Source organism: Thermus kawarayensis JCM 12314, from assembly GCF_055393575.1.
The window spans coordinates 1,601,686-1,624,468 of the sequence record NZ_AP043756.1; the positions used below are offsets into that span (position 1 = coordinate 1,601,686).

The 22,783-nt window shown below is 68.8% G+C and carries 25 protein-coding genes, 1 other RNA gene and 1 pseudogene; 12 read left to right on the top strand and 15 right to left on the bottom strand.

Features of this window, described 5'->3' with window-relative positions; translation table 11 throughout:
• Positions 1-8 precede the first annotated feature (8 nt).
• Positions 9-467 (top strand): D-aminoacyl-tRNA deacylase, encoded by a 459-nt coding sequence (dtd, locus tag ACZ5RK_RS08860; protein WP_054647334.1) that lies wholly within the window; start codon positions 9-11, stop codon positions 465-467.
• Here the strand turns inward: dtd and ACZ5RK_RS08865 are convergent.
• A complete protein-coding gene (locus ACZ5RK_RS08865) occupies positions 454-903 on the bottom strand; it encodes an EAL domain-containing protein (RefSeq protein WP_464908873.1) in 450 nt (149 codons plus the stop codon). The two genes, dtd and ACZ5RK_RS08865, sit on opposite strands and share 14 nt — an antisense overlap.
• Positions 904-1,023: 120 nt before the next feature.
• Here ACZ5RK_RS08865 and ACZ5RK_RS08870 point away from each other — a divergent pair, with 120 nt between their 5' ends.
• Positions 1,024-2,076, top strand: a complete 1,053-nt coding sequence (locus ACZ5RK_RS08870; RefSeq protein ID WP_464908874.1) for a fatty acid desaturase — start codon at positions 1,024-1,026, stop codon at positions 2,074-2,076.
• Here the strand turns inward: ACZ5RK_RS08870 and purH are convergent.
• Positions 2,048-3,538, bottom strand: a complete 1,491-nt coding sequence (purH, locus tag ACZ5RK_RS08875) for a bifunctional phosphoribosylaminoimidazolecarboxamide formyltransferase/IMP cyclohydrolase (RefSeq protein WP_464908875.1) — start codon at positions 3,536-3,538, stop codon at positions 2,048-2,050. The two genes, ACZ5RK_RS08870 and purH, sit on opposite strands and share 29 nt — an antisense overlap.
• 31 nt (positions 3,539-3,569) lie before the next feature.
• Here purH and ACZ5RK_RS08880 point away from each other — a divergent pair, with 31 nt between their 5' ends.
• The 3 genes from ACZ5RK_RS08880 (at position 3,570) to ACZ5RK_RS08890 (ending at position 5,870) form a co-directional block, all read left to right on the top strand.
• Positions 3,570-3,956, top strand: coding sequence for a GatB/YqeY domain-containing protein (locus ACZ5RK_RS08880; protein ID WP_054647332.1), 387 nt, complete (start codon positions 3,570-3,572; stop codon positions 3,954-3,956).
• Positions 3,953-4,504, top strand: coding sequence for an NUDIX domain-containing protein (locus tag ACZ5RK_RS08885; RefSeq protein ID WP_464908876.1), 552 nt, complete (start codon positions 3,953-3,955; stop codon positions 4,502-4,504). The genes ACZ5RK_RS08880 and ACZ5RK_RS08885 overlap by 4 nt, the downstream gene beginning before the upstream one ends.
• A 67-nt stretch (positions 4,505-4,571) precedes the next feature.
• Positions 4,572-5,870: an acetyl ornithine aminotransferase family protein gene (locus ACZ5RK_RS08890; protein WP_464908877.1), complete on the top strand. Its 1,299-nt coding sequence runs from the start codon at positions 4,572-4,574 to the stop codon at positions 5,868-5,870.
• A gap of 13 nt (positions 5,871-5,883) precedes the next feature.
• On the opposite strand, the gene ACZ5RK_RS08895 is transcribed toward ACZ5RK_RS08890, so the two are convergent.
• From ACZ5RK_RS08895 to ACZ5RK_RS08910, 4 genes are read right to left on the bottom strand one after another with little or no spacing between them, the layout of a single operon-like run.
• Complete coding sequence (locus ACZ5RK_RS08895; RefSeq protein ID WP_464908878.1) at positions 5,884-7,020, bottom strand: BMP family ABC transporter substrate-binding protein; 1,137 nt, start codon at positions 7,018-7,020, stop codon at positions 5,884-5,886.
• 5 nt (positions 7,021-7,025) lie between these two features.
• Positions 7,026-7,859 (bottom strand): ABC transporter permease, encoded by an 834-nt coding sequence (locus ACZ5RK_RS08900; protein ID WP_464908879.1) that lies wholly within the window; start codon positions 7,857-7,859, stop codon positions 7,026-7,028.
• A complete protein-coding gene (locus ACZ5RK_RS08905) occupies positions 7,859-8,908 on the bottom strand; it encodes an ABC transporter permease (protein WP_464908880.1) in 1,050 nt (349 codons plus the stop codon). Before ACZ5RK_RS08905 ends, ACZ5RK_RS08900 begins: the two co-directional genes overlap by 1 nt.
• Positions 8,905-10,374 (bottom strand): ABC transporter ATP-binding protein, encoded by a 1,470-nt coding sequence (locus ACZ5RK_RS08910; protein WP_464908881.1) that lies wholly within the window; start codon positions 10,372-10,374, stop codon positions 8,905-8,907. The genes ACZ5RK_RS08905 and ACZ5RK_RS08910 overlap by 4 nt, the downstream gene beginning before the upstream one ends.
• Before the next feature lie 120 nt (positions 10,375-10,494).
• Between ACZ5RK_RS08910 and ACZ5RK_RS08915 the strand changes: the two genes are divergently transcribed.
• The 4 genes from ACZ5RK_RS08915 to csaB are packed head-to-tail and all read left to right on the top strand — an operon-like array spanning position 10,495 to position 14,957.
• Positions 10,495-11,625 carry an ABC transporter ATP-binding protein gene (locus tag ACZ5RK_RS08915; protein WP_464908882.1) on the top strand — a complete coding sequence of 377 codons (1,131 nt, stop codon included), beginning with the start codon at positions 10,495-10,497 and terminating at the stop codon, positions 11,623-11,625.
• Positions 11,626-11,647: 22 nt separating this feature from the next.
• Positions 11,648-12,283, top strand: coding sequence for a uridine kinase (gene udk / locus ACZ5RK_RS08920; protein ID WP_464908883.1), 636 nt, complete (start codon positions 11,648-11,650; stop codon positions 12,281-12,283).
• Entirely contained in the window at positions 12,280-13,980 is a 1,701-nt protein-coding gene (locus ACZ5RK_RS08925) for a DUF5693 family protein (RefSeq protein ID WP_464908884.1), read from the top strand. Before udk ends, ACZ5RK_RS08925 begins: the two co-directional genes overlap by 4 nt.
• Entirely contained in the window at positions 13,965-14,957 is a 993-nt protein-coding gene (gene csaB, locus ACZ5RK_RS08930; RefSeq protein WP_464908885.1) for a polysaccharide pyruvyl transferase CsaB, read from the top strand. The genes ACZ5RK_RS08925 and csaB overlap by 16 nt, the downstream gene beginning before the upstream one ends.
• On the opposite strand, the gene ACZ5RK_RS08935 is transcribed toward csaB, so the two are convergent.
• The 4 genes from ACZ5RK_RS08935 to miaA are packed head-to-tail and all read right to left on the bottom strand — an operon-like array spanning position 14,932 to position 19,090.
• Entirely contained in the window at positions 14,932-15,990 is a 1,059-nt protein-coding gene (locus ACZ5RK_RS08935; protein ID WP_464908886.1) for a hypothetical protein, read from the bottom strand. The genes csaB and ACZ5RK_RS08935 overlap by 26 nt on opposite strands.
• 1 nt (position 15,991) lies before the next feature.
• On the bottom strand, positions 15,992-16,735 hold the full coding sequence (locus ACZ5RK_RS08940) for a 3'-5' exonuclease (protein ID WP_464910076.1): 744 nt from the start codon (positions 16,733-16,735) through the stop codon (positions 15,992-15,994).
• 23 nt (positions 16,736-16,758) lie between these two features.
• Entirely contained in the window at positions 16,759-18,174 is a 1,416-nt protein-coding gene (gene gatA, locus ACZ5RK_RS08945; RefSeq protein ID WP_464908887.1) for an Asp-tRNA(Asn)/Glu-tRNA(Gln) amidotransferase subunit GatA, read from the bottom strand.
• Between the two features lie 7 nt (positions 18,175-18,181).
• Positions 18,182-19,090, bottom strand: a complete 909-nt coding sequence (miaA, locus tag ACZ5RK_RS08950) for a tRNA (adenosine(37)-N6)-dimethylallyltransferase MiaA (RefSeq protein WP_464908888.1) — start codon at positions 19,088-19,090, stop codon at positions 18,182-18,184.
• Positions 19,091-19,108: 18 nt separating this feature from the next.
• On the opposite strand from miaA, the gene ACZ5RK_RS08955 reads away from it, so the two are divergent.
• On the top strand, positions 19,109-19,516 hold the full coding sequence (locus ACZ5RK_RS08955; RefSeq protein WP_054647551.1) for an Hsp20/alpha crystallin family protein: 408 nt from the start codon (positions 19,109-19,111) through the stop codon (positions 19,514-19,516).
• On the opposite strand, the gene ACZ5RK_RS08960 is transcribed toward ACZ5RK_RS08955, so the two are convergent.
• From ACZ5RK_RS08960 to ACZ5RK_RS08970, 3 genes are all read right to left on the bottom strand, one after another.
• Positions 19,510-20,088, bottom strand: coding sequence for a thymidine kinase (locus ACZ5RK_RS08960; RefSeq protein ID WP_054647552.1), 579 nt, complete (start codon positions 20,086-20,088; stop codon positions 19,510-19,512). The genes ACZ5RK_RS08955 and ACZ5RK_RS08960 overlap by 7 nt on opposite strands.
• Before the next feature lie 66 nt (positions 20,089-20,154).
• Positions 20,155-20,370 (bottom strand): 50S ribosomal protein L31, encoded by a 216-nt coding sequence (gene rpmE, locus ACZ5RK_RS08965; RefSeq protein WP_464908889.1) that lies wholly within the window; start codon positions 20,368-20,370, stop codon positions 20,155-20,157.
• Positions 20,371-20,448: 78 nt separating this feature from the next.
• Positions 20,449-20,634, bottom strand: coding sequence for a hypothetical protein (locus tag ACZ5RK_RS08970; RefSeq protein ID WP_464908890.1), 186 nt, complete (start codon positions 20,632-20,634; stop codon positions 20,449-20,451).
• 43 nt (positions 20,635-20,677) lie between these two features.
• Between ACZ5RK_RS08970 and rnpB the strand changes: the two genes are divergently transcribed.
• An RNA gene (gene rnpB, locus ACZ5RK_RS08975) (RNase P RNA component class A) lies at positions 20,678-21,047 on the top strand.
• A 148-nt stretch (positions 21,048-21,195) separates the two neighbouring features.
• Here rnpB and ACZ5RK_RS08980 read toward each other — a convergent pair.
• Positions 21,196-21,492: a hypothetical protein gene (locus ACZ5RK_RS08980; protein WP_464908891.1), complete on the bottom strand. Its 297-nt coding sequence runs from the start codon at positions 21,490-21,492 to the stop codon at positions 21,196-21,198.
• On the bottom strand, positions 21,456-21,935 hold the full coding sequence (locus tag ACZ5RK_RS08985; RefSeq protein WP_464908892.1) for a hypothetical protein: 480 nt from the start codon (positions 21,933-21,935) through the stop codon (positions 21,456-21,458). The genes ACZ5RK_RS08980 and ACZ5RK_RS08985 overlap by 37 nt, the downstream gene beginning before the upstream one ends.
• Before the next feature lie 26 nt (positions 21,936-21,961).
• Here ACZ5RK_RS08985 and ACZ5RK_RS08990 point away from each other — a divergent pair.
• Positions 21,962-22,596: pseudogene (locus ACZ5RK_RS08990) on the top strand (transposase); the annotation flags it as partial.
• Between the last annotated feature and the right edge of the window lie 187 nt (positions 22,597-22,783).

A 22,783-nucleotide genomic window follows, 5' to 3' on the forward strand; every position in this document is an offset into this window, starting at 1 on the left:
AGGTAACCGTGCGGGCGGTGGTGCAACGGGTCTCCGAGGCCTTCGTGGAGGTGGAGGGCGAGGTGGTGGGAAGGATCGGCCTGGGGCTGCTCGTCCTCCTGGGGGTGGGGCAGAAGGACACCCTCGAGGACGCCCTCTACCTGGCCCGCAAAACCGTGGCCCTGCGCATCTTCCCCGACTCGGAGGGCAAGATGAACCTCTCCTTGAAGGACGTGGGGGGAGAGGTGCTTCTGGTGAGCCAGTTCACCCTCTACGCCGACACCCGCAAGGGAAACCGCCCCTCCTTCCTCAAGGCGGCCCCGCCCGACCAGGGCAAGAGGCTCTACGAGGCGGCCGTAGAGGCCTTCCTAGAGCAGGGGGTGCACGTGGAAACCGGGGTCTACGGGGCCCACATGCGGGTCCACCTGGTGAACGACGGCCCCGTGACCCTCCTTTTGGACTCGGAGGAGCGCCTTAAGCCCCGTTAAGGGGAGCCGGGCGGCCCAGAAGGTACCCCTGGCCCAGGCGGTAGCCCACCTGGAGAAGCCAGGCCCGCTGGGTCTCCTGCTCCACCCCCTCGGCCACCACGGAAAGCCCCAGCTCCTCGGCCAACCGCAAAGCCGCCCGAAGGGCCGCCTCCGCCCGAGGGCTCCCGATGTTCCGGACAAAGCCCCGGTCCACCTTCACCAGGGAAAAGGGGTAGCGCACCAGGGTGTTCAAGGAGGCAGGAGGGGGCTCGTCCAGGCGGTGCTCGGCCACCAGGACCAGCCTCTCCCCGCGCCGCAGGAAGATGGCCCCCCGGGGCTCCAAGGAGAGCCAAGGATGGGAGAGCAGGGTCTCCAGGAAGGCTTGCAGGCGCTCCTTCAGGGGCCTTTCCTGGAGGAGGATGTGGGAAAGCTCCAGGGTCAGCGCCGCGCGCTTCATGAGTACGCCTCTGATTATAAGGAGAGGTCCTTAACCCGGGCTTAGGGGGCCTGAACTCTCACGCCCCTCATGGAGGAAGGGCCTACCCTGAGGTGCGCTCCCAAGAAGCGCGGGATGGCGATGAAAAAAGTAGAACCCAAGGACTGGATCCCCCTCATCAAGCCCTATACCAAGCCCCACGTGGCCCGAAGCCTCCGCCAGGTGGCGGACACCCTCCTGCCCCTCCTCCTCCTCTTCTACCTGGCCCACAAGGCCCTCTCCGCCTCCCTCCTCTTCACCCTGGCCCTGGACTTCTTGGCGGCCCTCTTCCTGGTGCGCCTCTTCATCCTTCAGCACGACGCCGGGCACGGCTCCTTCTTCCCCAAGAAGTGGATGAACGATCTTCTGGGGTTTTTCGCGGGCGTCCTCACCCTTGTCCCCTACCACCACTGGCAGCTCTCCCACGCCCGGCACCACGCCACCAGCGGCAACCTGGACAAAAGGGGCGTGGGGGACATCTACACCATGACCCTGGAGGAGTACCTGAAGGCCACCCCTTGGGAGAGGTTCAAGTACCGGGTGTACCGCAATCCCTTCGTCATGTTCTTCATCGGGCCCGTCTACGTCTTCCTGCTCTCCTACCGGCTGCCCTTGGGCTACGGGGCGGACAAGCCCTCGGTGCGGAACTCCGTGGCCCTCACCAACCTCTTTTTGATCCTCCTCTGGACGGGCATCTACCTGGGCTTCGGCCTCGAGACCCTTCTTCTCGTCTACCTGCCCATCCAGTACCTCGCCGGGATGGTGGGCATCTTCCTCTTCTACGTGCAGCACCAGTTTGAGGACGCCTACTGGGAGCACGACCCCCGCTGGGAGCACCTGAAGGCGGCCATGGAGGGAAGCACCTACCTGAAGCTCCCCAGGGTCTTGCAGTGGCTCACGGGGAACATCGGCTTCCACCACATCCACCACCTGGCCCCCAAGATCCCCAACTACCTTCTGCCCAAGGTGCAGGAGGAGGTGGACCTGGTGAAGGTGGCCCCCACGGTGACCCTCAAGGACGCCTTTAGCATCGCCTTCGCCGACATGCACCTCCACGACGAGGAAAGCCGGAAGCTCGTGGGCTTCAAGGAGGCCCACCGGCGTCTGCGCCAGGCGGAAAGGCTCGCTAGTGGCGGAAGTGGCGCGCGCCCGTGAAGACCATGGCCATCCCCGCCTCGTCCGCCGCCCTTATGGAGTCCTCGTCCCGCACGCTTCCCCCGGGCTGGATGATGGCGGCGATGCCGTAGGAGGCGGCGAGGCGCACCGCGTCGTCAAAGGGGAAGAAGGCGTCGGAGGCCATGACGGCGCCCCTCGCCTTCTCCCCCGCGGCCTCCAGGGCGTGCCTCGCCGCCCAAAGGCGGTTGGTCTGCCCCACGCCGATGCCCAGGGTCCTCCCTCCCTTGGCCACCACGATGGCGTTGGAGCGCACGTGCTTCACCACCTTCCAGGCGAAGAGGAGGTCCTGCCACTCAGGCTCGGTGGGGGTTTTCTGGGTGACCACCCGCAGGGCCACCGGGTCCTCGGTATCGGCGTCCTGCAGGAGCACCCCGCCCCTTAGGCGCCTCAGGTCCAGGTAGGGCCCCTGGGCGGGGAAGGGGACCTCGAGGAGGCGGAGGTTCTTCCTCTTGGCCAAGACCGCCAGGGCCTCGGGGCTGAAGGAAGGGGCGAGGACCACCTCCAAGAAGACCTCCCCCATGGCCTGGGCGGTGGGGCCGTCCACCTCCCGGTTAAAGGCCACGATGCCCCCGAAGATGGAGACGGGGTCAGCCTCGTAGGCCCTCCGGTAGGCCTCCAGGGGGGTCCCGCCCAGGGCCACCCCGCAGGGATTCTGGTGCTTCACCGCCACGCAGGCGGGCTCGGCGAACTCCGAGACCAGGTTCCAGGCGGCCTCGGCGTCCAGGTAGTTGTTGAAGCTCATGGCCTTGCCCTGGAGGACCCGGGTCTCGAGGAGGGGCCCCTTCTCCCCCATAACCCGGTAAAGGGCCGCCTCTTGGTGGGGGTTTTCCCCGTAGCGCAAGGGGGCTTCCCGCCTGAGGACCAAGAACCTCTCCCCGGGGAACTTCTCCCCGGAAAGCCACTCGGCGATGGCGGCGTCGTAAGCCGCCGTGTGGGCGAAGGCCTTGCGGGCAAGCTCCCGGCGGAACTCCGAAGAAGGCCCCTCCTTAAGGGCCTCCAAGACCCTGGGGTAGTCCCCGGGGTCGCACACGGGGAGCACCGCCTCGTGGTTCTTGGCCGCCGCCCGGAGCATGGCGGGCCCGCCGATGTCTATCTGCTCCAGGGCCTCCGTGAAGGAGGCCCCCCGGGCCACCGTCTCCCGGAAGGGGTAGAGGTTCACCGCCAAGACCCCGATCCGTTCCAGGCCCAAGGCCCTAAGCTCCTCCTCCTGGTCGGGGCGGGCGAGAAGGGCGGCGTGGACCTTGGGGTGGAGGGTCTTGACCCGTCCCCCCAGCACCTCGGGGAAACCCGTGAACTCGGAAATGTAGGTTACGGGAAGCCCCGCCTCCTGTAGCGCCCTGTGGGTTCCCCCGGTGGCGAGGAGCTTGAAGCCAAGCCCCAAAAGCCCCCGGGCGAAGTCCAAAAGGCCCCTCTTGTCGGAAACGGAAAGGAGCGCCCACATACCAGGGATTGTACCGGCTAGACTAAGGGGGATGACCATCTACGAGGCCATCAAGGAGACCATCAAGGAGGCCATGAAGGCACGGGACCAAAAGACCCTGGACTTCGCCCGGGTGGTGAAGGCCGAGCTGGACCGCAAGGGAGACGGCAAGCCCCTTCCCGACGAGGAGGCGGTAAAGGTGCTAAGGGCCCTCAAAGAGATCGCCCTGGAGCAGGGAAACGCCTTTGAGGTGGCGTTTCTGGACCGCTTCCTTCCAAAGGAGATGAGCGAGGAGGAGCTGGAGGCCTGGATCCGGGAACACATTGACTTCTCCCAGTTCAAGACCCCCCTGGCGGCCATCGGGGCGGTGACCAAGGCCCTGGGCCCCCGGGCCCCCGGGGAGAGGGTGCGGCGGGTGATTGAGCGGATGACGCGATGAGCCCCTGGGAACGGCTTTCCCTAGAGGAGATTCTCCAGGAGCCCGTGCGGCTGGTGCGGGAGAGGCTTAGGACCCACACCGGCAAGGAGCTCACCTACATCTACCGCCCCGGGCCGGTGGCGGCAAGCTTCGTCCTGCCGGTCACCAAGGGGCGCACCGCCCTCCTCATCCGCCAGTACCGCCACCCCACGGGGAAGTTCCTCTTGGAAATCCCTGCGGGCAAGGTGGACGCCGGGGAGACCCCCGAGGAGGCGGCGCGGAGGGAGCTTTTGGAGGAGGTGGGGGCGGTGGCGGAGGCCGTTCTTCCCCTGCCGCCCTTCCACCCCCAGCCCTCCTTCACCGCCGTGGTCTTCCACCCCTTTCTGGCCCTGGGAGCGGAGGTGGTGGCCGAGCCCCGCCTCGAGGACGGGGAGCTTCTGGAGCCCGTGGAGCTCTCCCTGCGGGAGCTCTACGCCCTCCTGCAGGAGGGGAGGATCCAGGACGCCTCCACCGCCCTCACCCTCTTCTACGCCCGGCCCCACCTGGAAAGGCTTGGCCTCCTGGGGTAAAACCCCGCAAAAGGGCGCATAAAGTTGGCCTGGGAAAGGGCCAGAAGCCCTGGTAGACTGGCGGCGTATGAAGCCCATGGTGAGAACGCCCCTGCCGGGGCCCAAGGCCCAGGAACTCCTCACGCGGGGGGAGAGGGTCCTTTCCCCCTCCTACGTAAGGCCCTACCCCTTCGTCCCCGCCCGGGGCCAGGGGGTCTTCCTGGAAGACGTGGACGGGAACGTGTTCTTGGACTTCATGGCGGGCATCGCCGTGAACACCACGGGCTACGCCCACCCCAAGGTGGTGGAGGCGGTGCGGGCCCAGGCGGAACGCTTCGCCCACGTCTGCTTCTCCGACTTCACCCACGAGCCCACCCTCTCCCTGGCGGAGCGGCTTTCGGCGAGGCTTAAGGGGAGGTACCGGGTCTTCTTCGGCAACTCGGGCACGGAGGGGATTGAGGCGGCCATCAAGCTCGTCCGCCACCACACGGGCCGCCCCTACCTCCTGGCCTTCGCCGGGGCCTTCCACGGAAGAAGCCTTGGGGCGCTTTCCCTCACCGCCAGCAGAAGCGCCTACCGCAAGGGCTTCGGCCCCCTTCTGCCCGGCGTCTTTCACATCCCCTTCCCCAACCCCTTTCGCCCGCCCCTGGGGGCCTCCCCCGAGGACGCGGGGGATGCGGTCCTGGAGCACCTGGAGCACCTCTTCCGCACCGTGGTCCCGCCGGAGGAGGTGGCGGCCTTCTTCGTGGAGCCCATCCAGGGCGAGGGGGGGTACGTGGTGCCCCCACCCGGCTTCCTTTCCCAGCTCAAGGCCCTCCTGGAGCGCCACGGCATCCTCCTGGTGGCGGACGAGGTGCAGACCGGGGCGGGCCGCACCGGGCGGTTTCTCGCCCTGGAGCACGAGGGAGTGGAGGCGGACGTCTACGTCCTGGCCAAGGGTCTGGCCTCGGGGTATCCCCTAAGCGCCCTCCTCTTCCGGGAGGAGCTCGGGAGCTGGCGCCCCGCCGCCCACGGCACCACCTTCGGCGGCCAGGCGGTGGCGGCGGCGGCGGCCCACGCCACCTTGGACCTCCTGGAAGGAGGCCTCATGGAAAACGCCGCCCAGGTAGGGGATTTCCTCCTTAAGGAGCTCCGGGCCCTGCAGGCCCGCTTCCCCTTCCTGGGGGACGTGCGGGGCCGGGGGCTTATGATCGGCCTGGACTTCGGCAGCGCCAAGGAGGAGCGGCCCGACCTCCGGGACAAGGCCCAGCGGCTCGCCTTTGAGAAAGGCCTCCTCACCCTGGCCGCGGGGCCCTCCGCCCTGCGCCTGGCCCCGCCCCTCATCCTCTCCCGGGAGGAGGCGGCCATGGGGCTGGAGATCCTGGAGGAGGTCTTCCGGAGCCTGTGAGATTCAGGAAGCCCTACTTGGGCTCCCCCGGCCAGTCCCCCACCACCCCGGGAACGGCCCACTCCATGGTGAGAAGCTCCTCCAGGCTGGCCTTCCTCCCGGCGGGGATCCGCACCACCCCCTTGCGGTCCCGGATGGGCCCGGTGAAGGGGTCAAAGGTGGGCTTGGGGCTGGACATGTCCTTCAGGAGGGCTATGATGCGGTCGTAGACCGCCACCTTTTTGCCGCCCACGCTCATCTGGGCCTTCTGCAAGAGGGGCACGTGCTTGGGGTTGATGGGCACCCCGTAGTCCGCCCCCATCTCCACCGCCCCCTCCTTTAGGAGCCAGAAGTAGTCCACGTTCTGCAGGTTCTTCGGGGTGTAGACCCCTTCCTTCACCTTCTTGAGGAAGTCTATGTAGATGACCTCCCAGTGGACGATCTGCCCCGAGACCACGTGGTCGGGGGCGAACTTGAGCATGGGGGTGTAGTGGCCGAAGGAGTAGGCCCCCTTCCTGGCCGCCGTCTGGATCACCGTGGGGGTGTCCTCGGTGAAGGCGAAGACATCGGCCCCTTGGGAAAGCAAGGCCTCCGTGGCCTCCCGGGCCTTGGCCGGGTCGTACCAGGCGTTGATCCAGCGCACCAGGACCTGGGCCTTGGGATTCACCGCCCGCACCCCCAGGGCGAAGGCGTTGATGTGCCGCTTCACCTCGGGGATGGGGAAGGCTGCCACGTACCCCACCTTGCCCGTCTTGGTTAGGGCCCCGGCGGCGAGGCCGTTCAAGTAGTAGACCTGGTAGAAGTCCGCCATGTAGGTGGCCACGTTGGGGGCCCGCTTGATCCCGGTGGCGTGGGCGAAGAGGACCTCGGGGTACTTCTTGGCGGCCTCGAGGACCGCCTCCCCGTACCCGAAGCTGGTGGCGAAGATCGCCTGGCAGCCCTCCCGCACGAAGCGGTCTATCACCGGCAGGGCCTGGGCCTCGGGAACGCTTTCCACGTAGCGGGTCTCCAGCCAGGGAAGGGCGGCCTCCGCCTTCTTGCGACCCACGTCGTGGGCGTAGGTCCAGCCCGCATCCCCCACGGGCCCCACATAGATGAAGCAGGCCTTGGGCTTGTCCCCCTGGGCCAGCCCTAGGCCCAGGACCAGAAGAAGCGCCAAGAGTCTCCGCATCCTCCTCACCTCCCCCGTTCAAAGGGCACCCCCAGGGCCTTGGGGGCCCGGGTGCGCCCCGAGAGGGCCAGGACCAGGATAACCAAGAGGTAGGGCATGGCGGCAAAGGCCTCGCTCGGTATAGGTACACTGCCCTGCAGGCGGAACTGGAGGAAGAAGAGGAGGCCAAAGAGGTAGGCCCCCAAGACCGCCCGCAGGGGCTCCCAGGCGGCGAGGATCACCAGGGCGATGGCCACAAAGCCAAGCCCCCCCGTCATGCCGTCCGTCCAGGAGGGGCGGTAGGCCAAGGAGAGGTAGGCCCCCGCCATCCCGATGAGCCCACCCCCCAAGGCCAGGGCCCCGTAGCGCACCCGGTCCACGTCCACGCCGAAGAGGTCCGCCGCCTTGGGGTTCTCCCCCACGCTCCGGAGGTAGAGGCCGAAGCGGGTACGGTAGAGGAGGAGGTGGACAAGGAGGGCGAGGGCCAAGGCCAGGAGGGCCAGGCCTCCCTCGGGAAGGGGGTTCTCCAGGGGGACCCCCTCGTAGCGCTTCCCCAAGAGCCCCGAGGCCCCGAGGCCCAAAGCGGCCACGGCGAGCCCCGCCACGAACTGGTTGGCCCTCAAGGAGACGGCGAAGAGGCCCAGGGCCACCCCGCCCAAGACCCCCACCCCCACCCCCGCCAGGAGGCCCCAGAGGGGGGAGGCCTCGAGGGCCAGGGCGAAGGCCGAAAGGGCGCTTAGGGCCATCATTCCCTCCACCCCCAGGTTCACCACCCCGCTCCTCTCGGCGAGGAGGGCCCCCAGGGAGGCCAAGAGGATGGGCGTGCCGAAGAAAACCGCGCGCAAAAGGACCTCTTCCATCAACGCCTCCAGACTACCCGGTGGCGGCTCAGGGCCTCGGCGCCGATCAGGGCCAGGAGGGAAAGCCCCGAGACCACGTCCACCACCCGGAAGGGCATGGAGAGGGCGAGCTTCAAGGCATCCCCCCCCGCCAGGATGAGGCCCAGGAGGAAGGCGGTGACGAGCACCCAAAGGGGGCGCCCCCGGGCCAGCCAGGCGGCGAGGATGGCGGTGAAGCCGTAGCCCAAGGAGATCTGGGCGGGTTCCAGGAGGCGGTGGTGGACCCCCGCCACCTCCCCCACCCCCGCGAGGCCCGAAAGGAGACCGGAAACCCCTCCCACCAAGAGGAGAAGCCGCCCCGCGGGCAGGCCCAGGTAGCGGGCCGCGGAGGGGTTCTCCCCGAAGACCCTCAGGGCGAAGCCCAAGGGGGTGCGGAAAAGTAGCCCCTGCAAGGCCAAGGCCGCCCCCACCCCCAGGAGGAGGGTGGGCCAGTGGACCAAGGTGTCCCCCAGACGGGGCAGGTCCGCCGCCTGGGGAAAGCGGTCGGTGTAGAGGAAGCCGAAGACCAGCTGCCCCTTCCAGGGCCCCGCCACCAGGTAGACCACCAGGTAGTAGGCCAGGTAGTTCTGCATGAGGGTGGTGAGGATCTCGCTGGCCCCGAAGCGCACCCTAAGCCAGGCGGCCAGCCCCCCCCACAAGGCGCCCAAGAGCCCCCCCAGGAGGAACATGAGGGGCAAAGTCCAAGGCCCCGGGGGAAGGAAGAGGGCCACGTAGGCCGCCCCCACCGCCCCCAGGAGAAGCTGCCCCTCGGCGCCGATGTTGAAGAAGCCCACGCGGAAGGCGAAGGCCAGGCCGGAGCCAATGAGCAGCAGGGGTATGGCCCGCCGGGCGATCTCGGAAAGCCCCAAGGGATCGGCCAGGGGGGAAAGGAGAATCCCAAAGGCCCGCAGAGGGGAAACCCCGTAGGCGAGAAAGAGGAGGGCCAGGAAGAAGAGGGCGAAAAGCAAAAAGGCGGCGTAGGTCAGGGCCACCTTCCCCGGGGAAGGCGCGGGGTCCAGCTCCAGCCTCATGCCTGCCCCTCCGTCATCATGCGGCCCAAACGCTCCCGGCTCGCCTCCTCCCGGGGGATGGGCCCCACCAGGCGGCCGTGGTACAGGGCCGCCACCCGGTGGGAAAGGGAGAGGACCTCCTCCAGGTCCTCGCTCACCAGGAGCACCGCCCCTCCCTCCCGCACAAGGTCCAAAAGCCTTCCGTGGACCTCCTCCGCCGCCCCCACGTCCACCCCGTAGGTAGGGTGCATGGCCAGGACGAGCCGGGGACCCTCCTTGAGTTCCCGGACCAGGATCACCTTCTGCACGTTTCCACCGGAAAGAAACCGCAGGGGAGTCCGGGGGGAGGGGGCCTGGATGCGGTGGCGGCGCATGAGCTCCTCGGCGTCCTTCTCCATGCGCCCGTAGTCCAGAAGGCCCCGCCGGGCGTAGCGGAAGTAGGTGCGCAGGGCCAGGTTTTCCGCCACGCTCATCCCCGCCACCACCCCCGTGCTCCGTTCCTCGGGGATGTGGGCCACCCCCAGGGCAAAAAGCCGGGCCGGGTCCTGGGGAAGCGGGCTTCCCCCAAAGCGCACCCGGCCCCGGTAGGGGCGGAGCCCGGCCAGGGCCTCGAGGAGCTCCTTCTGCCCGCTTCCCGCCACCCCGGCGATGCCCAAAACCTCCCCGGCCCGCAAGGCGAAGGAAATCCCCTGCAGGGGAAAACCGTGCCGGAGAACCAGGAGGTTTTCCACCTCTAGGACCACCTCCTCCCGGGGGGGCGGGGCCTTGGGGGGCGGGGCCATCCCCCGGCCCACCATGAGGCGCACCAGGAGGTCCTTATCTGCCTCCTCCCGCCGCACCTCCCCCACCTTCTCCCCGGCCCGGAGGACGACGATGCGGTCAGCGAGGTCCAGGACCTCGTCCAGCTTGTGGCTGATAAAGAGGACGGCGAGGCCCCTCTCCTTGAGCCTCCGCACCTCCCGGAAAAGGTCCTCGGCCTCCTTGGGGGTAAGGACGCTGGTGGGCTCGTCCAGGATGAGCACCCTGGGCCGGGAAAGGAGGGCCCGCAACAGCTCCACCCGTTGCTTCTCCCCGGCCGAGAGGCGGTGGACGGGGGCCTTCAGATCCACCCCCAGGGGGTGGTCCTGGAGGAGGGTCTGGAGCCTCCGGAGAAGGGCCCGGCGGGAGAAGAAGGGGGGGAGGTCCAGGCCCAGGGCCAGGTTCTCCGCCACCGAGTGGGCCTCTATGAGCTCGGGGTGCTGGGGCACCAGGGCGATGCCGAGCCTCTGGGCCACCCTGGGGGAGGGGATGACCACCTCCCGGCCCTCCAGGAGGATGCGCCCCTCGTCGGGGGCGTAGAGGCCGTAAAGAAGGCTCACCAGGGTGGTCTTCCCCGCCCCGTTCTCCCCCAGGAGGGCCAGGACCTCCCCCCTTCTCACCTCGAGGCTCACCCCGCGGTTGGCCACCACGGGGCCGAAGCGCTTGGTGATGTTCTCCAACCTCAGCATGGGAAGGCCCGCAGGCCCGGACCTGAGGATACCACCACCGCTCCCCAGGGGCTGGTATACAATGCCCCCAAGCCCCCGATGGGCCCGAAGCGGCTCAGAGCGCGGGGCGAGGAGGTAGGCATGGCTAAGGTAAGGCTGGAGCACGTGTGGAAGCGCTTCGGCAAGGTGGTGGCCGTCAAGGACTTCAACCTGGAGACGGAGGACGGGGAGTTCGTGGTCTTCGTGGGGCCCAGCGGCTGCGGCAAGACCACCACCTTGCGCATGATCGCCGGGCTCGAGGAGATCTCCGAGGGCAAGATCTACATCGGCGACCGCCTGGTGAACGATGTCCCCCCCAAGGACCGGGACATCGCCATGGTCTTCCAGAACTACGCCCTCTACCCCCACATGAACGTCTACGAGAACATGGCCTTCGGCCTCCGCCTTAGGCGCTACCCCAAGGACGAGATAGACCGGAGGGTGAAGGAAGCGGCCCGGATCCTCAAGATTGAGCACCTCCTTTCCCGCAAGCCCCGGGAACTCTCGGGCAGCCAGCGCCAGCGGGTGGCCATGGGCCGGGCCATCGTGCGGGAGCCTAAGGTCTTCCTCATGGACGAGCCCCTCTCCAACCTGGACGCCAAGCTCCGGGTGGAGATGCGGGCGGAGATCGCCAAGCTCCAAAGGCGCCTCGGGGTCACCACCATCTACGTCACCCACGACCAGGTGGAGGCCATGACCCTGGGCCACCGCATCGTGGTCATGAAGGACGGGGAGATCCAGCAGGTGGACACGCCCCTCCGCCTTTACGACTTCCCCGCCAACCGCTTCGTGGCGGGCTTCATCGGAAGCCCCTCCATGAACTTCGTCAAGGCCTCCGTGGAGGTGCAGGGGGAGAAGGCCTACCTCGTGGCCCCCGGGTTCCGGATCCGCGCCAACCCCATCCTGGCGCAAAGCCTCAGGCCCTACGCGGGCAAGGAGGTCTGGATGGGCCTTCGCCCCGAGCACCTGGGCCTCAAGGGCTTCACGGTGATCCCTGAGGAGGAAAACGCCCTTCGGGGGGAGGTGGAGGTGGTGGAGCCCCTGGGGGCGGAAACCGAGCTCCACGTGAGCGTGGACGGTACCGTTCTGGTGGCCAAGGTGGACGGGCACGCTCCCGTGAGGCCCGGGGACCGGGTGGAGCTCCTGGCGGACACGGGCCGCCTCCACGCCTTTGACCCCGGCACCGAAAGGGCCATCGGCCACTCCCAGGAACCCGTGGCCGTGGCCCGCTGAAACCGCCCCTTATCATGGAGGGGTGAGCGCCGCCAAGCCTTTCGTCATCGGCATCGCTGGGGGTAGCGCCAGCGGCAAGACCACCCTGGCCCAAGCCCTGGCCCGGGCCCTGGGCCAGCGGGTGGCCCTCCTGCCAATGGACCACTACTACAAGGACCTCTCCCACCTGCCCTTTCCCCAGCGCCTGCAGGTGAACTACGACCACCCCGAGGCCTTTGACCTGGACCTCTACCTGGCCCACGCCGAGGCCCTCCTCCGGGGAAGCCCGGTGGAGATGCCCCTTTACGACTTCAAGGCCTACGCCCGAAGCCCCAAAACCCAGCGGGTGCGGCCTGCGCCGGTGGTGATCCTGGAGGGCATCCTGGTCCTCTACCCTGAGGCCCTAAGGCAGCTCATGGACCTCAAGGTCTTCGTGGACGCCGACGCCGACGAGCGCTTCATCCGAAGGCTCCTACGGGACGTGGAGGAACGGGGGCGCACCCTTAAGGGGGTGGTGGAGCAGTACCTCCACCGGGTGAAGCCCATGCACCAGGCCTTCGTGGAACCCTCCAAGCGGTACGCCGACGTGATCCTGCCCGGAGGGGGCCAGAACCCCGTGGCCCTGGAGATGCTCCTGGCCAAGGCCCTCGCCCGCCTGGGGGAGGTGGGGGCAGCATGAAGCGGCTTCTGCACCTCCTCCTTTTCCTCGCCCTCGTCCCCTCCCTCCTGGCCCTCCTCCCCAGGCTTCGGGCGGAAAGGCCGGGGCCCGTGGCCCTGGTGCTGGATGCCGAGGCGGTGCGCGCCCAGGCCAAGGCCCAGGGGCAAAGCCTCCTCCAGGCCCTGGCCCAATACCGGGCCCAAGGGGTGAACGGGGTGGCCTTCCCCGAGCGCCTGGTCAAGGACTGGATCGCCGAAGGTGCTCTCCTTTACCGCCAGGGGCGGGAGCTTCGGGAGGAGGGGCTTCCCGCCCGGAGGGACTGGTACTACCTCAAGGGGGAAGCCTGGCTTCTGGACCTTCTGCAAAGGGCCTACCACCTCCCCACGGAAAGGCTTGGGGAGTGGCTGGGCTTCCCCGTGGACGTCCAGGCCTTCCCCGCCTTCTACGCCTTTTCGGAGATCCAAAAGGCCAAGGAAGCGGGCTTTTACGTGGTGGTCCGGCCCATCAACCACCCCCTGCGCCGCCTGGAGCCCGGGCTTCCCCTGGTGCCCAAGGAGGCGGACGCCGTGGTCTTCCAGGGCCTGGAGGCCTTGGGCTACCCCCACCGGCTGGAGGCGGCCCAGGCCCTGGTCCCGGTCCCCGTGGCCCTCATTGAGGGGACCCCCCAGCCCGGCCTTCTGGCCTACAGGGAAAGGGGCGTGCTAAGGCTTTTCAGCCTACGCTACGAGTGGCAACTCACCCTAAGCCCCGAGGAGGCCGCAGACAAGTACACCCTCGCCGCCCGGGAGCGGGGGCACCAGCTCCTCTACCTCAGGCCCTACCCCTACCCCCAGGAGACCGCCCGCCTCCTCACCCGTCTGCAGGAGGGCTTAAAGGCCAGCCACATCGCCCTGGGGGCGCCTAAGCCCCGCGGGTTCGCCCCAAGCCCCTTGCGCCACGCCGCCTGGGTGGGGGTGCTTGCGGGCCTCGGGCTTTTGGCCCTGGGGCTTCCCGTGTACGGGCCCTGGGTGGCCTTTATCCTCCTCCTCCTGGCCCTGGGGTACGCCGGGAGCCAGGCGGGGGCGTTGCTTGCGGCTCTGGTCTTCCCGGTGCTGGGCTTTTTGGGACCCAGGAACGGGCTTTGGCCGTGGGCGCGGAGCCTGGGGTACGCCCTCATGGGAGCGGTCTTCCTCAGCGCCCTGGGCTCGAGCCCGGCCACGGTCTTAGGCCTCACCCCCTTCAAAGGGGTCTCCCTCACCCTGCTGGTCCCGCCCCTCCTGGTGGCTTACAGCTTCCTGGACCGCAACTTCAAAGAAGCCCTCACCCGCCTCTACACCCACCCCCTGCGCCTGGGGGAGGTGGCCCTGGGGACTCTGGCCCTGGGCCTTCTGGCCTTCGCCCTCCTGCGCCGGGGCAACGACGCCCCCTTGGTGCCGGAGTTGGAGCTGAAGCTGAGAAGCCTGCTCCAGGACCTCATGGTGCGCCCCCGCTTCAAGGAGGTCTTCGGGCACGCCCTCTTTCCCCTGGCCCTCCTCCTCCCCTGGCCGCGCCACCTGCAAAACGCCCTCCTCTTCCTGGCAAGCCTCGGCATCGCCTCCATCCTCAACACCTTCAGCCACTTCCACACGCCCCTACCCATCTCCTTCTTCCGGGTGCTGAACGGCGCCCTTCTGGGAGGGGCTTTGGGCCTGCTAGGGGTTATCCTGGTGAGGAGGCTACGGGCATGGTGGTTGGGGTAGCGGGGTACTACGGGTTCAGGAACGCCGGGGACGAGGCCATCCTGGAAGCCATCGCCCGGGAGCTCAGGGCGCGGGGGCACCAGGTGGTGGCCCTCTCCGGGGACCCCAGGCGCACCCGGGAGGAGCACGGCCTTAGGGCTTTCCACCGCCTTAACCCCTTGGCCCTTCTTGGGGCCGACCTCTGGCTTCTGGGAGGTGGGGGGCTTTTGCAGGACGCCACCAGCGCCCTAAGCCTCCAGTACTACCTTTCCCTCCTCCGCCTCGCCCGGCTTTTCCGCAAGCGGGTGGTGGTCTTCAACCAGTCCCTGGGGCCCCTTTCCCCTCGAGGGGAGGCCCTGGTGCGGCGGGTCCTTCGGGGGGTACCCGCCATCTTCCGCGACCAGGACTCCCTGGAGTACGCCAGGCGCCTGGGCCTTTCCGCCGAGCTCGGCGCCGACCCCGCCCTCCTCCTCACCCCGCCCCCGGTGCAGCGGGAAGAGGACCTGGTCCTGGTCATCCCCCGGGCCGGGGTGGCCCCGGAGGCGGTGCGCAACCTGTACATCACCGCCAACCACCTCTTCCACGAGGGCAGGCAGGTCCTGGTCCTCCTCCTGCAACCGGGCTACGACGAGGAGGTCTTGGAAAACTTCCCCCACCACCGGGTGGAGAAGACCTCGGACCCCAGGCGGGTCCTCTACCTGGCGGCCCAGGCGGGGTACGTGATCTCCATGCGCCTCCACGGCCTTATCCTGGCAGCGGCCGCCGGTACCCCCTTCGCCGCCCTCTCCTACGACCCCAAGGTGGCCGCCTTCGCCAAGGAGACCGGGGCCTACTACCAGGAGCTCCCCGGGGACCCCATCAAACTCTCCAAGGCAGCCATGTACGGCCGCTTCCCCGACTGGGAGAAGGTGGAGGGCCTAAAGGAGCGGGCGCGGCGGAGCTTTGACCTCGCCCTGGGGGAGGCCACGCCCATCAAGCGCCCCCACGGACGCGGCTGAGGCGGGCCAGCACCCCTTCGGCAAAGCTCCCGAGGTCCTTTAAGGCCTCCTCCACCTCCTGCCTCAGGAGGAACTCCCCCGGGGAAAGCCGCTTTAGGAGGAGAAAAGGGGGCTGGGCAAAAAGCTCCACCCCCTGGCGCACCACCTCGGGGACGAGGCCTTCCTCCAGGGCCTCGGCCTCGAGGTCCTGGAGCAAGAACACCTCCCCCAGGCGCTTGCGGGCGAGAAGGAAGAGGAGGGCGGCCAGGGCCCCCCGCTCGGAAAGCTCGGCCACCAGGCGGTCTTCCAGGGCCTCCACCGCTTCCAGGTCCACCCGCCCTTCCCGCAGGAGGTCCTCCAGGTCCAAAGCCGAAAGGGGGAAGCGCCCCTTGAGGCGCACCAGGCGGTTCACCCCCTCCGGGGAGAGGTAAGGGATCCCCGGGGGCACCGCCCCTTTCTCGGACTCCGGGGCCAGAAGGGCCACATGAGCCCCCTGCGCGCGGTAGGGCCTTAGGTCCTCCACCCTCCCCTCCCCCAGCCGGAGAAGGGCCAGCACCACCTGCCGCCGTCCCAGGGGGGCCTTGTAGAGCCAGGGGGGCCCCCCCTCCAGGAGGAAGCCCAAGCGCCTCAGGTCCTCGGTGACCCCCGGGGGCTCGAGGGCCTTGGGCTCGTGGGGGAAGAGCACCTCCTTGGGGTAGGGGGTGACCCGGACCCGGCGCCTCTCCCCCTTGGGGGCCTCTTCCTTGGCCTCCTTGGGGTCTTCCCGGGGCCTCTCCAGGCGGGGGAGGGAGCGGGGCAGGGCCTTGAGCTCCACCTCCTCCCCCCGGAAGTGGAGGAGGACCACCTCGTTCACCGCCAGGCGCCGCTTGGCGTAGTAGGGCCCAAGGCCCTTAAGGAGCCCCCCCTTCCAGTCCACCTCCACCTCAAAGGCCTCCCCGTCCTCGTCCACGAAGCGCACGCGCTCCTTTCCCTGGAGGCGCTGGCGCAAGGAAGCGGTGAGGGCCATGGTACCCGATTGAATACAGGCGCTGGTCAAAACGTAGCGGGCGGTCATACTACCTCCCTAACTCCACCAGGGAACGGGGACTCCCTGAAGTGAGCATATAATACACCTCGTAGACCAGGGCAAGGGTCCGTTCCACGTCGGCCAAAGCCCGGTGCTCCCTCCTGGGGGGAAGCTCCAGGGCCTCCGAAAGGGCGTCCAGGCCGTAGCGGCGAAGCCCCCGAAGAGCCCTTTTGGCCAGGCGGATGGAGTCTACCACCGGGTTCCTCAGCTCCAACCCCATGCCCCCCAAGGCCGGGCGCAGAAAGGAGAGGTCAAAGGGGGCGTTGTGGATGACCAGGGTGGCCCCTTGCAAGAGGGGGTAGGCCTTGGCCAAGACCTCCTCCAGGGGCGGGGCCTCCGCCAGCTCAAAGGCCCGGATCCCGGTGAGGTTCTGGATGAAGGGGCCCGGCGGGCGGGAGGGGCGCACCAGGCTTTGAAAGGCCTGGCGCCTCTTGCCCTCGAGGCGCACCAGGGCGAGCTCTATGATCTCGTTCCGCCCCGGGTCCAGGCCGGTGGTCTCCAGGTCCAGGAGGACCACCGCTTCCCCGGGGTGGGGAAAGGGATAGCGCCACTCCCAAAGCCCCACCTCCTCCCCGGGGATGAAGCGCCCGTCCAGCAAAGGCCGCACCACGGGGGCCACGGGGCCCCGGAGCCCCAAGGCCTCCCCCAGGAGGGGAAGGGGAAGGGGCCTCCCTTCGGCCCTGAGGCGCCGGGCGAGGCGGGTGGCGAGGCGGAGGCGAAAAGCGGGGTCCATCCCCTGCATGGCGGCCAAACCCCCTAGAGGGCCTCCCCCAAGGGCGTGCGAAGGAAGGCGCGGTCCGTGGCCTCCTCAAAGGCCAGGGCCGCCCGCAAGAGGCGTTCGTCCTCCCCCCAGGGACCAAGGAGCTGGAGCCCCACCGGCAGGTGGCGCTCAAACCCCGCGGGGAAGGAGAGGGCCGGTAGCCCCGCCAGGTTTGCCCCCACGGTGTAGAGGTCCTCCCGGTACATGGCGAGGGGGTCGGGGCGGGCCCCCAAGGGGAAGGCGGGATGGGGGGTGGTGGGCAGGAGGAGGAGGTCCACCTCCTGGAAGAGGGCCCTGGCCTCGGCCTCGAGGCGGCGGCGGAAGGCCTGGGCCCTCCCGTAATAGGCCTCGTAGTAGCCGCTACTGAGGACGAAGGTGCCCATGAGAACCCGCCTTTTGACCTCGAGGCCAAAGCGGGCCCGGGTGGCCATCCTCACCCCTTCCACCTCCTCCCCCTCGGCCCGGACCCCGTACAGGGTGCCGTCGTAGCGGGCCAGGTTGGAGCTGGCCTCCGCGGGGGCCAGGATGTAGTAGGCGGCCAGGGCCTGGGGCAAGGAGGGCCAGGAGACCTCCTGCACGCTCAAGCCAAGCCCCTGGAAGACGCCCAAGGCCTCCTCCAAAGCCCCTTCCACCCCGGGGCTATTCCCAAGGAGGGCTTCCCGCACCACCCCGAGGCGCAAGGGGGGAAGGGGCTCTTTTAGGGCTTGCTGGAAGCGGGGAGGAAGGTCCAGGCTGGTGGCGTCCAGGGGGTCGGGGCCGGCCATGGCGTCCATGAGGAGGGCGAGGTCCCGCACGGATCGGGCCATGGGGCCGATCTGGTCCAGGCTCGAGGCGTAGGCGATGAGGCCGAAGCGGCTCACCCGGCCGTAGGTGGGCTTGAGGCCGTAGACCCCGCAGAAGGCGGCGGGCTGGCGCACGCTTCCCCCCGTGTCCGAGCCCAGGGCGAGGGGGGCGAGGTCGGCCGCCACCGCCGCGGCGCTTCCCCCGCTGGAGCCCCCGGGAACCCTTCCCGGGTCAAAGGGGTTCTTGGTGGGGAAAAAGGCGGAGTGCTCCGTGGAGGAACCCATGCCGAACTCGTCCAGGTTGGTCTTGCCCAGGACCAGGGCGCCAAGGGCCCGAAGCCTCGCCACCGCCGTGGCCTCGTAGGGGGGCAGGAAGTTCTCCAGAAGGCGGCTTCCCGCGGTAGTGCGGAGGCCCCGGGTCACGATGTTGTCCTTCACGGCCACCACCAGGCCCGCCAGGGGCAGGCGGGGGTCCAACCTCTGGGCCTCCTGCAGAAGCCCTTCGTTCAAGGTGAGGAAGGCCCCAAGCCCCGGGTCCAGCTCCCGAACCCGCCTCTGGTAGGCCTCGGCCACCTCCAGGGGGGAGACCTCCCCCCGGGCCACCCGGGCGCGGATCTCGTGGGCCAACATGCCCCCACTATAGCCGGAAGTGAAGGCGAAGCCAGTCCCGAAAGCCTAAGTACGCCTCCTCGCCCCCCCGGGGCAGGTAGGTGACGTCCCCTGGCTCGTGGCGGAACCAGGTGTACTGCCTTTTGGCGTAGGCCTTCACCGCCCGGATGTCCCTAAGGAGGGCTTCCTCCAGGCCGTACTCCCCCCGGAGGTAACCCGCCACCTCCTTGTAGCCGATGGCCTGCAAGGCGGTGGGCATCTCGGGGTACCGGGCGAGAAGCCCTCGGACCTCCTCCACCAGGCCCCGGGCGAACTGGGCCCTGGCCCTTTCCTCCAGCCTGGGGAAAAGCCAGGCCCTTTCGGGCCACAGGACGAGCTTCTTGTAGCGGAAGCGGGGAGGCCTTCGGGGGAAACGGGCAGGGGGAGTCCCGGTACGCCGGTAGACCTCCAAAGCCCGCACCAGCCTCCGGGGGTTCCGCCCCACTCGCCTCGTGTCCTCGAGGCTCACCCGGGCGAGCTCCGCCAGGAGGGCCTCGAGGCCCCTTTCCTCCAGCTCCCGCCAAAGGGCCTTCTGGGTTTTGGGGTCCGGAGGGGGAAGGGCGTGAAGCCCCTGGGAAAGGGCCCGGATGTAGTAGCCGGTGCCCCCCACCACCAAGGGGAGGCGCCCCCTGGCCAGCACCCCGGCAATGGCCTCTTCCGCCAGGTCCAGATAGCGGGCCACGCTCATGGCCTCGCCCGGGGTGAGGACGTCCACCAGGTGGTGGGGCACCCGCGCCCTTTCCTCGGGGGAGGGCTTGTCCGTGCCGATGTCCAGGCCTTGGTAGACCATGGTGGCATCGGCGGAGATGACCTCGAGGGGCAACTCCTCCCCAAGCCTCAAGGCGAGGAGGGTCTTCCCGCTACCCGTGGGCCCGGCGAGAACGGGGACGGCCTCCACATCCCTTATGCTAAGGGCATGTTAGAGCGCCTGGACCGCCTGGAGACCCTGCGGAAGCTAAAAGAACTGCAAGAGCGCATCGCCGAGCTGGCCTACCAGCTCACCGGCGAGGAACCCGCCGCCTGGGCCCCCAGGGTAGACCTCCTGGAGGATGAGGACCACTACATCCTCCTGGTGGACCTCCCTGGAGTCCGGCCCGAGGACCTGGAGCTTTTGGAGGAGGGAAGCCGCGTGACCCTGGCCGGGGTGCGCCACCCCCTTCCCGGAACCTACCTCCTGGAGGAGCGGCCCATGGGCACCTTCCGCCGCACCCTGGACCTGCCGGGGCCCATTGAGGAGGGCACGGCCCAGGCCAGCCTGCGGCACGGCGTGCTGGAGGTGCGCTTCCGGAAGCGCAAGGGCACCTCCCTTCCCGTGGCTCAGTAGACCACCTGGTGGCAGGCCCGGCACCGGGGCTCGTAGTGCTCCAAAGCCCCCACCAGGATCACGGGGTCGGTGTAGCGGGCCGGTTGGCCGTTCACCAAGCGCTGGGTGCGGGTGGCGGGAGCGCCGCACCGGGGGCAGATGGCGGTGAGCTTCTCCACGAACTCCGCCCGGGCCAAAAGCTCAGGCATGAGGCCGAAGGGTTCCCCCCTGAAGTCCAGGTCCAGCCCCGCCAGGATCACCCGCACCCCCCTTTGGGCCAGGCGTTCCACCAGGGGGAGGAGCCCGCTGTCCAGAAACTGGACCTCGTCCACCGCTACCACCTCGGGCAGGGGGTCCAGGTGGGCTTCCATCTCCTGGGCGCGCTCTATGGGAATGGCCTCTACCCTTTCCCCATCGTGGCTTACCACATAGGCCTGGTGGTAGCGGTCGTCCAAACGCGGCTTGAAGACCACCACCCGCTGCTTCGCGATGAGGGCCCGCTTGACCCGGCGGATGAGCTCCTCGCTCTTGCCGGAGAACATAGGGCCAGCGATCACCTCAATCCAACCCTGGCGGTGGAGTATAGGGGGCATGGGTCCCTCCTAGGAAAGCTTAAACGCAACCTGGGGGCCTTGGGGGCCCCCAGGTCCAGCCAGCCCTTACCGCCCCTTGCGGTAAGAATCCCCGTAGCGGCGCTGGAAGCGCTCTACCCTACCCTCCGTGTCCACGAACCGCTGCTGGCCCGTGTAGAAGGGATGGCACTTGCTGCAGACCTCCACGTGGATCTCAGGCCTCACCGAATAGGTGTGGATGACGTTGCCGCAACCGCAGATGATGCGGGCGGGAACCAGCTTAGGGTGGATGCCTTCTTTCACGCTCGCCTCCTGCCGCACGGTCTTGGCCGTGCGAAGACCATCTCCCAGTCTAAGGGCGGAGGGCCTAAGAAGCAAGGCCTACCGGGGCGGGGGAAGGCGCCGCCAGGCGGGGCCCCAGAGCCTGCGCCTGAGCCCCCGCCAGGCCCCATACCCCAGGCCGGCCAACAGGGCCACCGCCGCCAAAAGCCAGACCAGGCCCAGCACCGCCAGCCCCAAAAGGGCAAGGAGCAAGAAGCCTAAAGGGGCGTACCAAGGAACCCGCACCCCCTGATTCTAACCGGGGTTTGTGCTAGAATGGTGAGTGCCCCAGGGCAGGGGTGCGGTCGCGCCTGGAGGCCCAAACCTCCGGGTGAGGAAAGTCCGGGCACCATAGGGCAGGGTGCCAGCTAACGGCTGGGCGGGGCAACCCGACGGAAAGTGCCACAGAGAAGAGACCGCCAGCGGCCGGGGCCTCCCCCGGTGCGGGCAAGGGTGAAACGGTGGGGTAAGAGCCCACCGCCTGGCCTGGCAACAGGCTGGGGCACGGCAAACCCCACCCGGTGCAAGGCCCAGTAGGCAGGAAGGGCTTGCCCGGCCCGAGAGAACCTGCGGGATGGGCCGCTTGAGGCCGGTGGCGACACCGGTCCCAGAGAGATGACCGCAGAAAACAGAACCCGGCTTACGCCCTGCCCTGGCTCCCCTCGAGGCGAGCCTCGAGGGGTTTTTCTGTATGGCAAAAGCACATCGCACGAAGCTCCGCCCGGAGCGGTCCATCTCCACGTGCGTGGGGACTACGGCCGGGGGCTTATACCTCGGCATCGGGCGGTTGAAAAACCTCCCCCGCCCTCAGGGCTCCAGCCCCACCCGGGCGAGGAAGGCCTCCCAGGTCTCGGGAAGGGGGAAGCCCAGGGCCCGAAGCCTGGGCCCCTCAGCGAAGACCTCCCGGGCCAGGGCGAGGGCGGCCTCCCGGTCCTCCCGGGCCGCGTCCCTCAGGTACCCCCGGAAGGGGGTCCACTCCTCCACGGCGTCCAGGAGCTCCTCCGGGTCGGCCTCCTCCCCCCGGTCCAGGAGCTCCCTCACCCAGGCCACGTAGGCCCGGGCCAGGGCTAGGGGGGCGTAAGCCAGGGAGGTTTCTTGAGCCATACCACCTTGTCCCAGGGGACGTCCAGCTCGCTCAGGTCCCGCACGCTGTAGCCGGTGGCCAGCGTCCCGCTGTGGAAGGAGTATACCACGAACCAGAGGCGCCTCATCCTGGGCCCCCGGGCCTCCTCGGGGATGAAGGAGGCGGGGGCCAGGGCGGCCAGCACCGGACCCTGGTCCCGGGCGTAGGCGAAGAGGGCGGCCTCGGGGTGGGCCGGGGCCTCGAGGCACAGGCCCTCGTAGACCTCGGGAGGGGTGCCCGGGGCCAGGTCCCCGTCCAGGACCCGCTGGGCCACGTGGAGCTCGAGGCTGGTGGCCCGCTCCCGGCCGAGGAGAGGCCTGAGGGCCTCGGGGACGGAGCGGGGGCCGCGGTTGAAGGGGGCCCGGACCATCTCCCCGGCGGCGAAGAGCCAGTCCCGGGGGTCGGGCTCAACCGTACAGGCCACTGTCTTGCCGCTGGGCGAACTTCACGGGGCCCAAGGGGAAGGTGGTGGTGGGGGACGCGGGGTACCTGTACCCGGAGGTGGCGGGGAAGGTGGTGGAAAAAGGGGGGGCTACCTCTTCCTCCTGAAGGCCAACCAGGGGGAAGTGCTGGAGTGGGCTCTGGAGGTGTTCAAGGGGATGGAGGAGAGGCGGCTTCCCGGGGAGACGGAGTCGGCCTGGGAGGTGGTGCGGGACGGGGAGGTATGGACCTACCGGGTCTGGGCTTCTCCCCATCTGCCCGATGCGCTCTTGGCCTTTCCCGGGTGCAGGCAGGTGGTGCGGGTGGAGCGGGAGGTGGTGCACAAGGGGACGGGGGAGGTACGGCGCACGGTGAGCTACGCCCTCACCAGCTTGGGGGCCGAGGAGGCGGAGGCGAGGCGGCTTGGGGAGCTTCTCCTTTCCCGGTGGGAGGTGGAGAACCGGTCCTTTTGGGTGCGGGACGTCCTCCTCCGGGAAGACGCCTGCCAGGTGCGGGGCGTGGGGGCGCAGGTCTTGGCCGCCCTCCGGGCCTTTCTGGTGTCCCTGCTGTACCGCGGGGAGGTGCGGGAGAAGAAGGCGGCCCTGGAGGCCTTCTCTTTCCATCCCCTCTCCGCCCTCAGGTTCCTGGGGCTCTATGCGGTATAGCGGTCAAGTCTGCTGCTGCAAGTGGGGGTTTTGCGTTCCGCCGCCGGGGGTGGTACCATGGGGTGAACCCACCGGGCTGGGCCTGGGTTCCCGATAGCCCGGTGCAGGACGCGCGGCTCTCCAGGGGGTCGTTGCCCGTTTAGCTGGGCCAGCGGAGGAATCCCACCCGCTGGCCCAGCAAATGAGC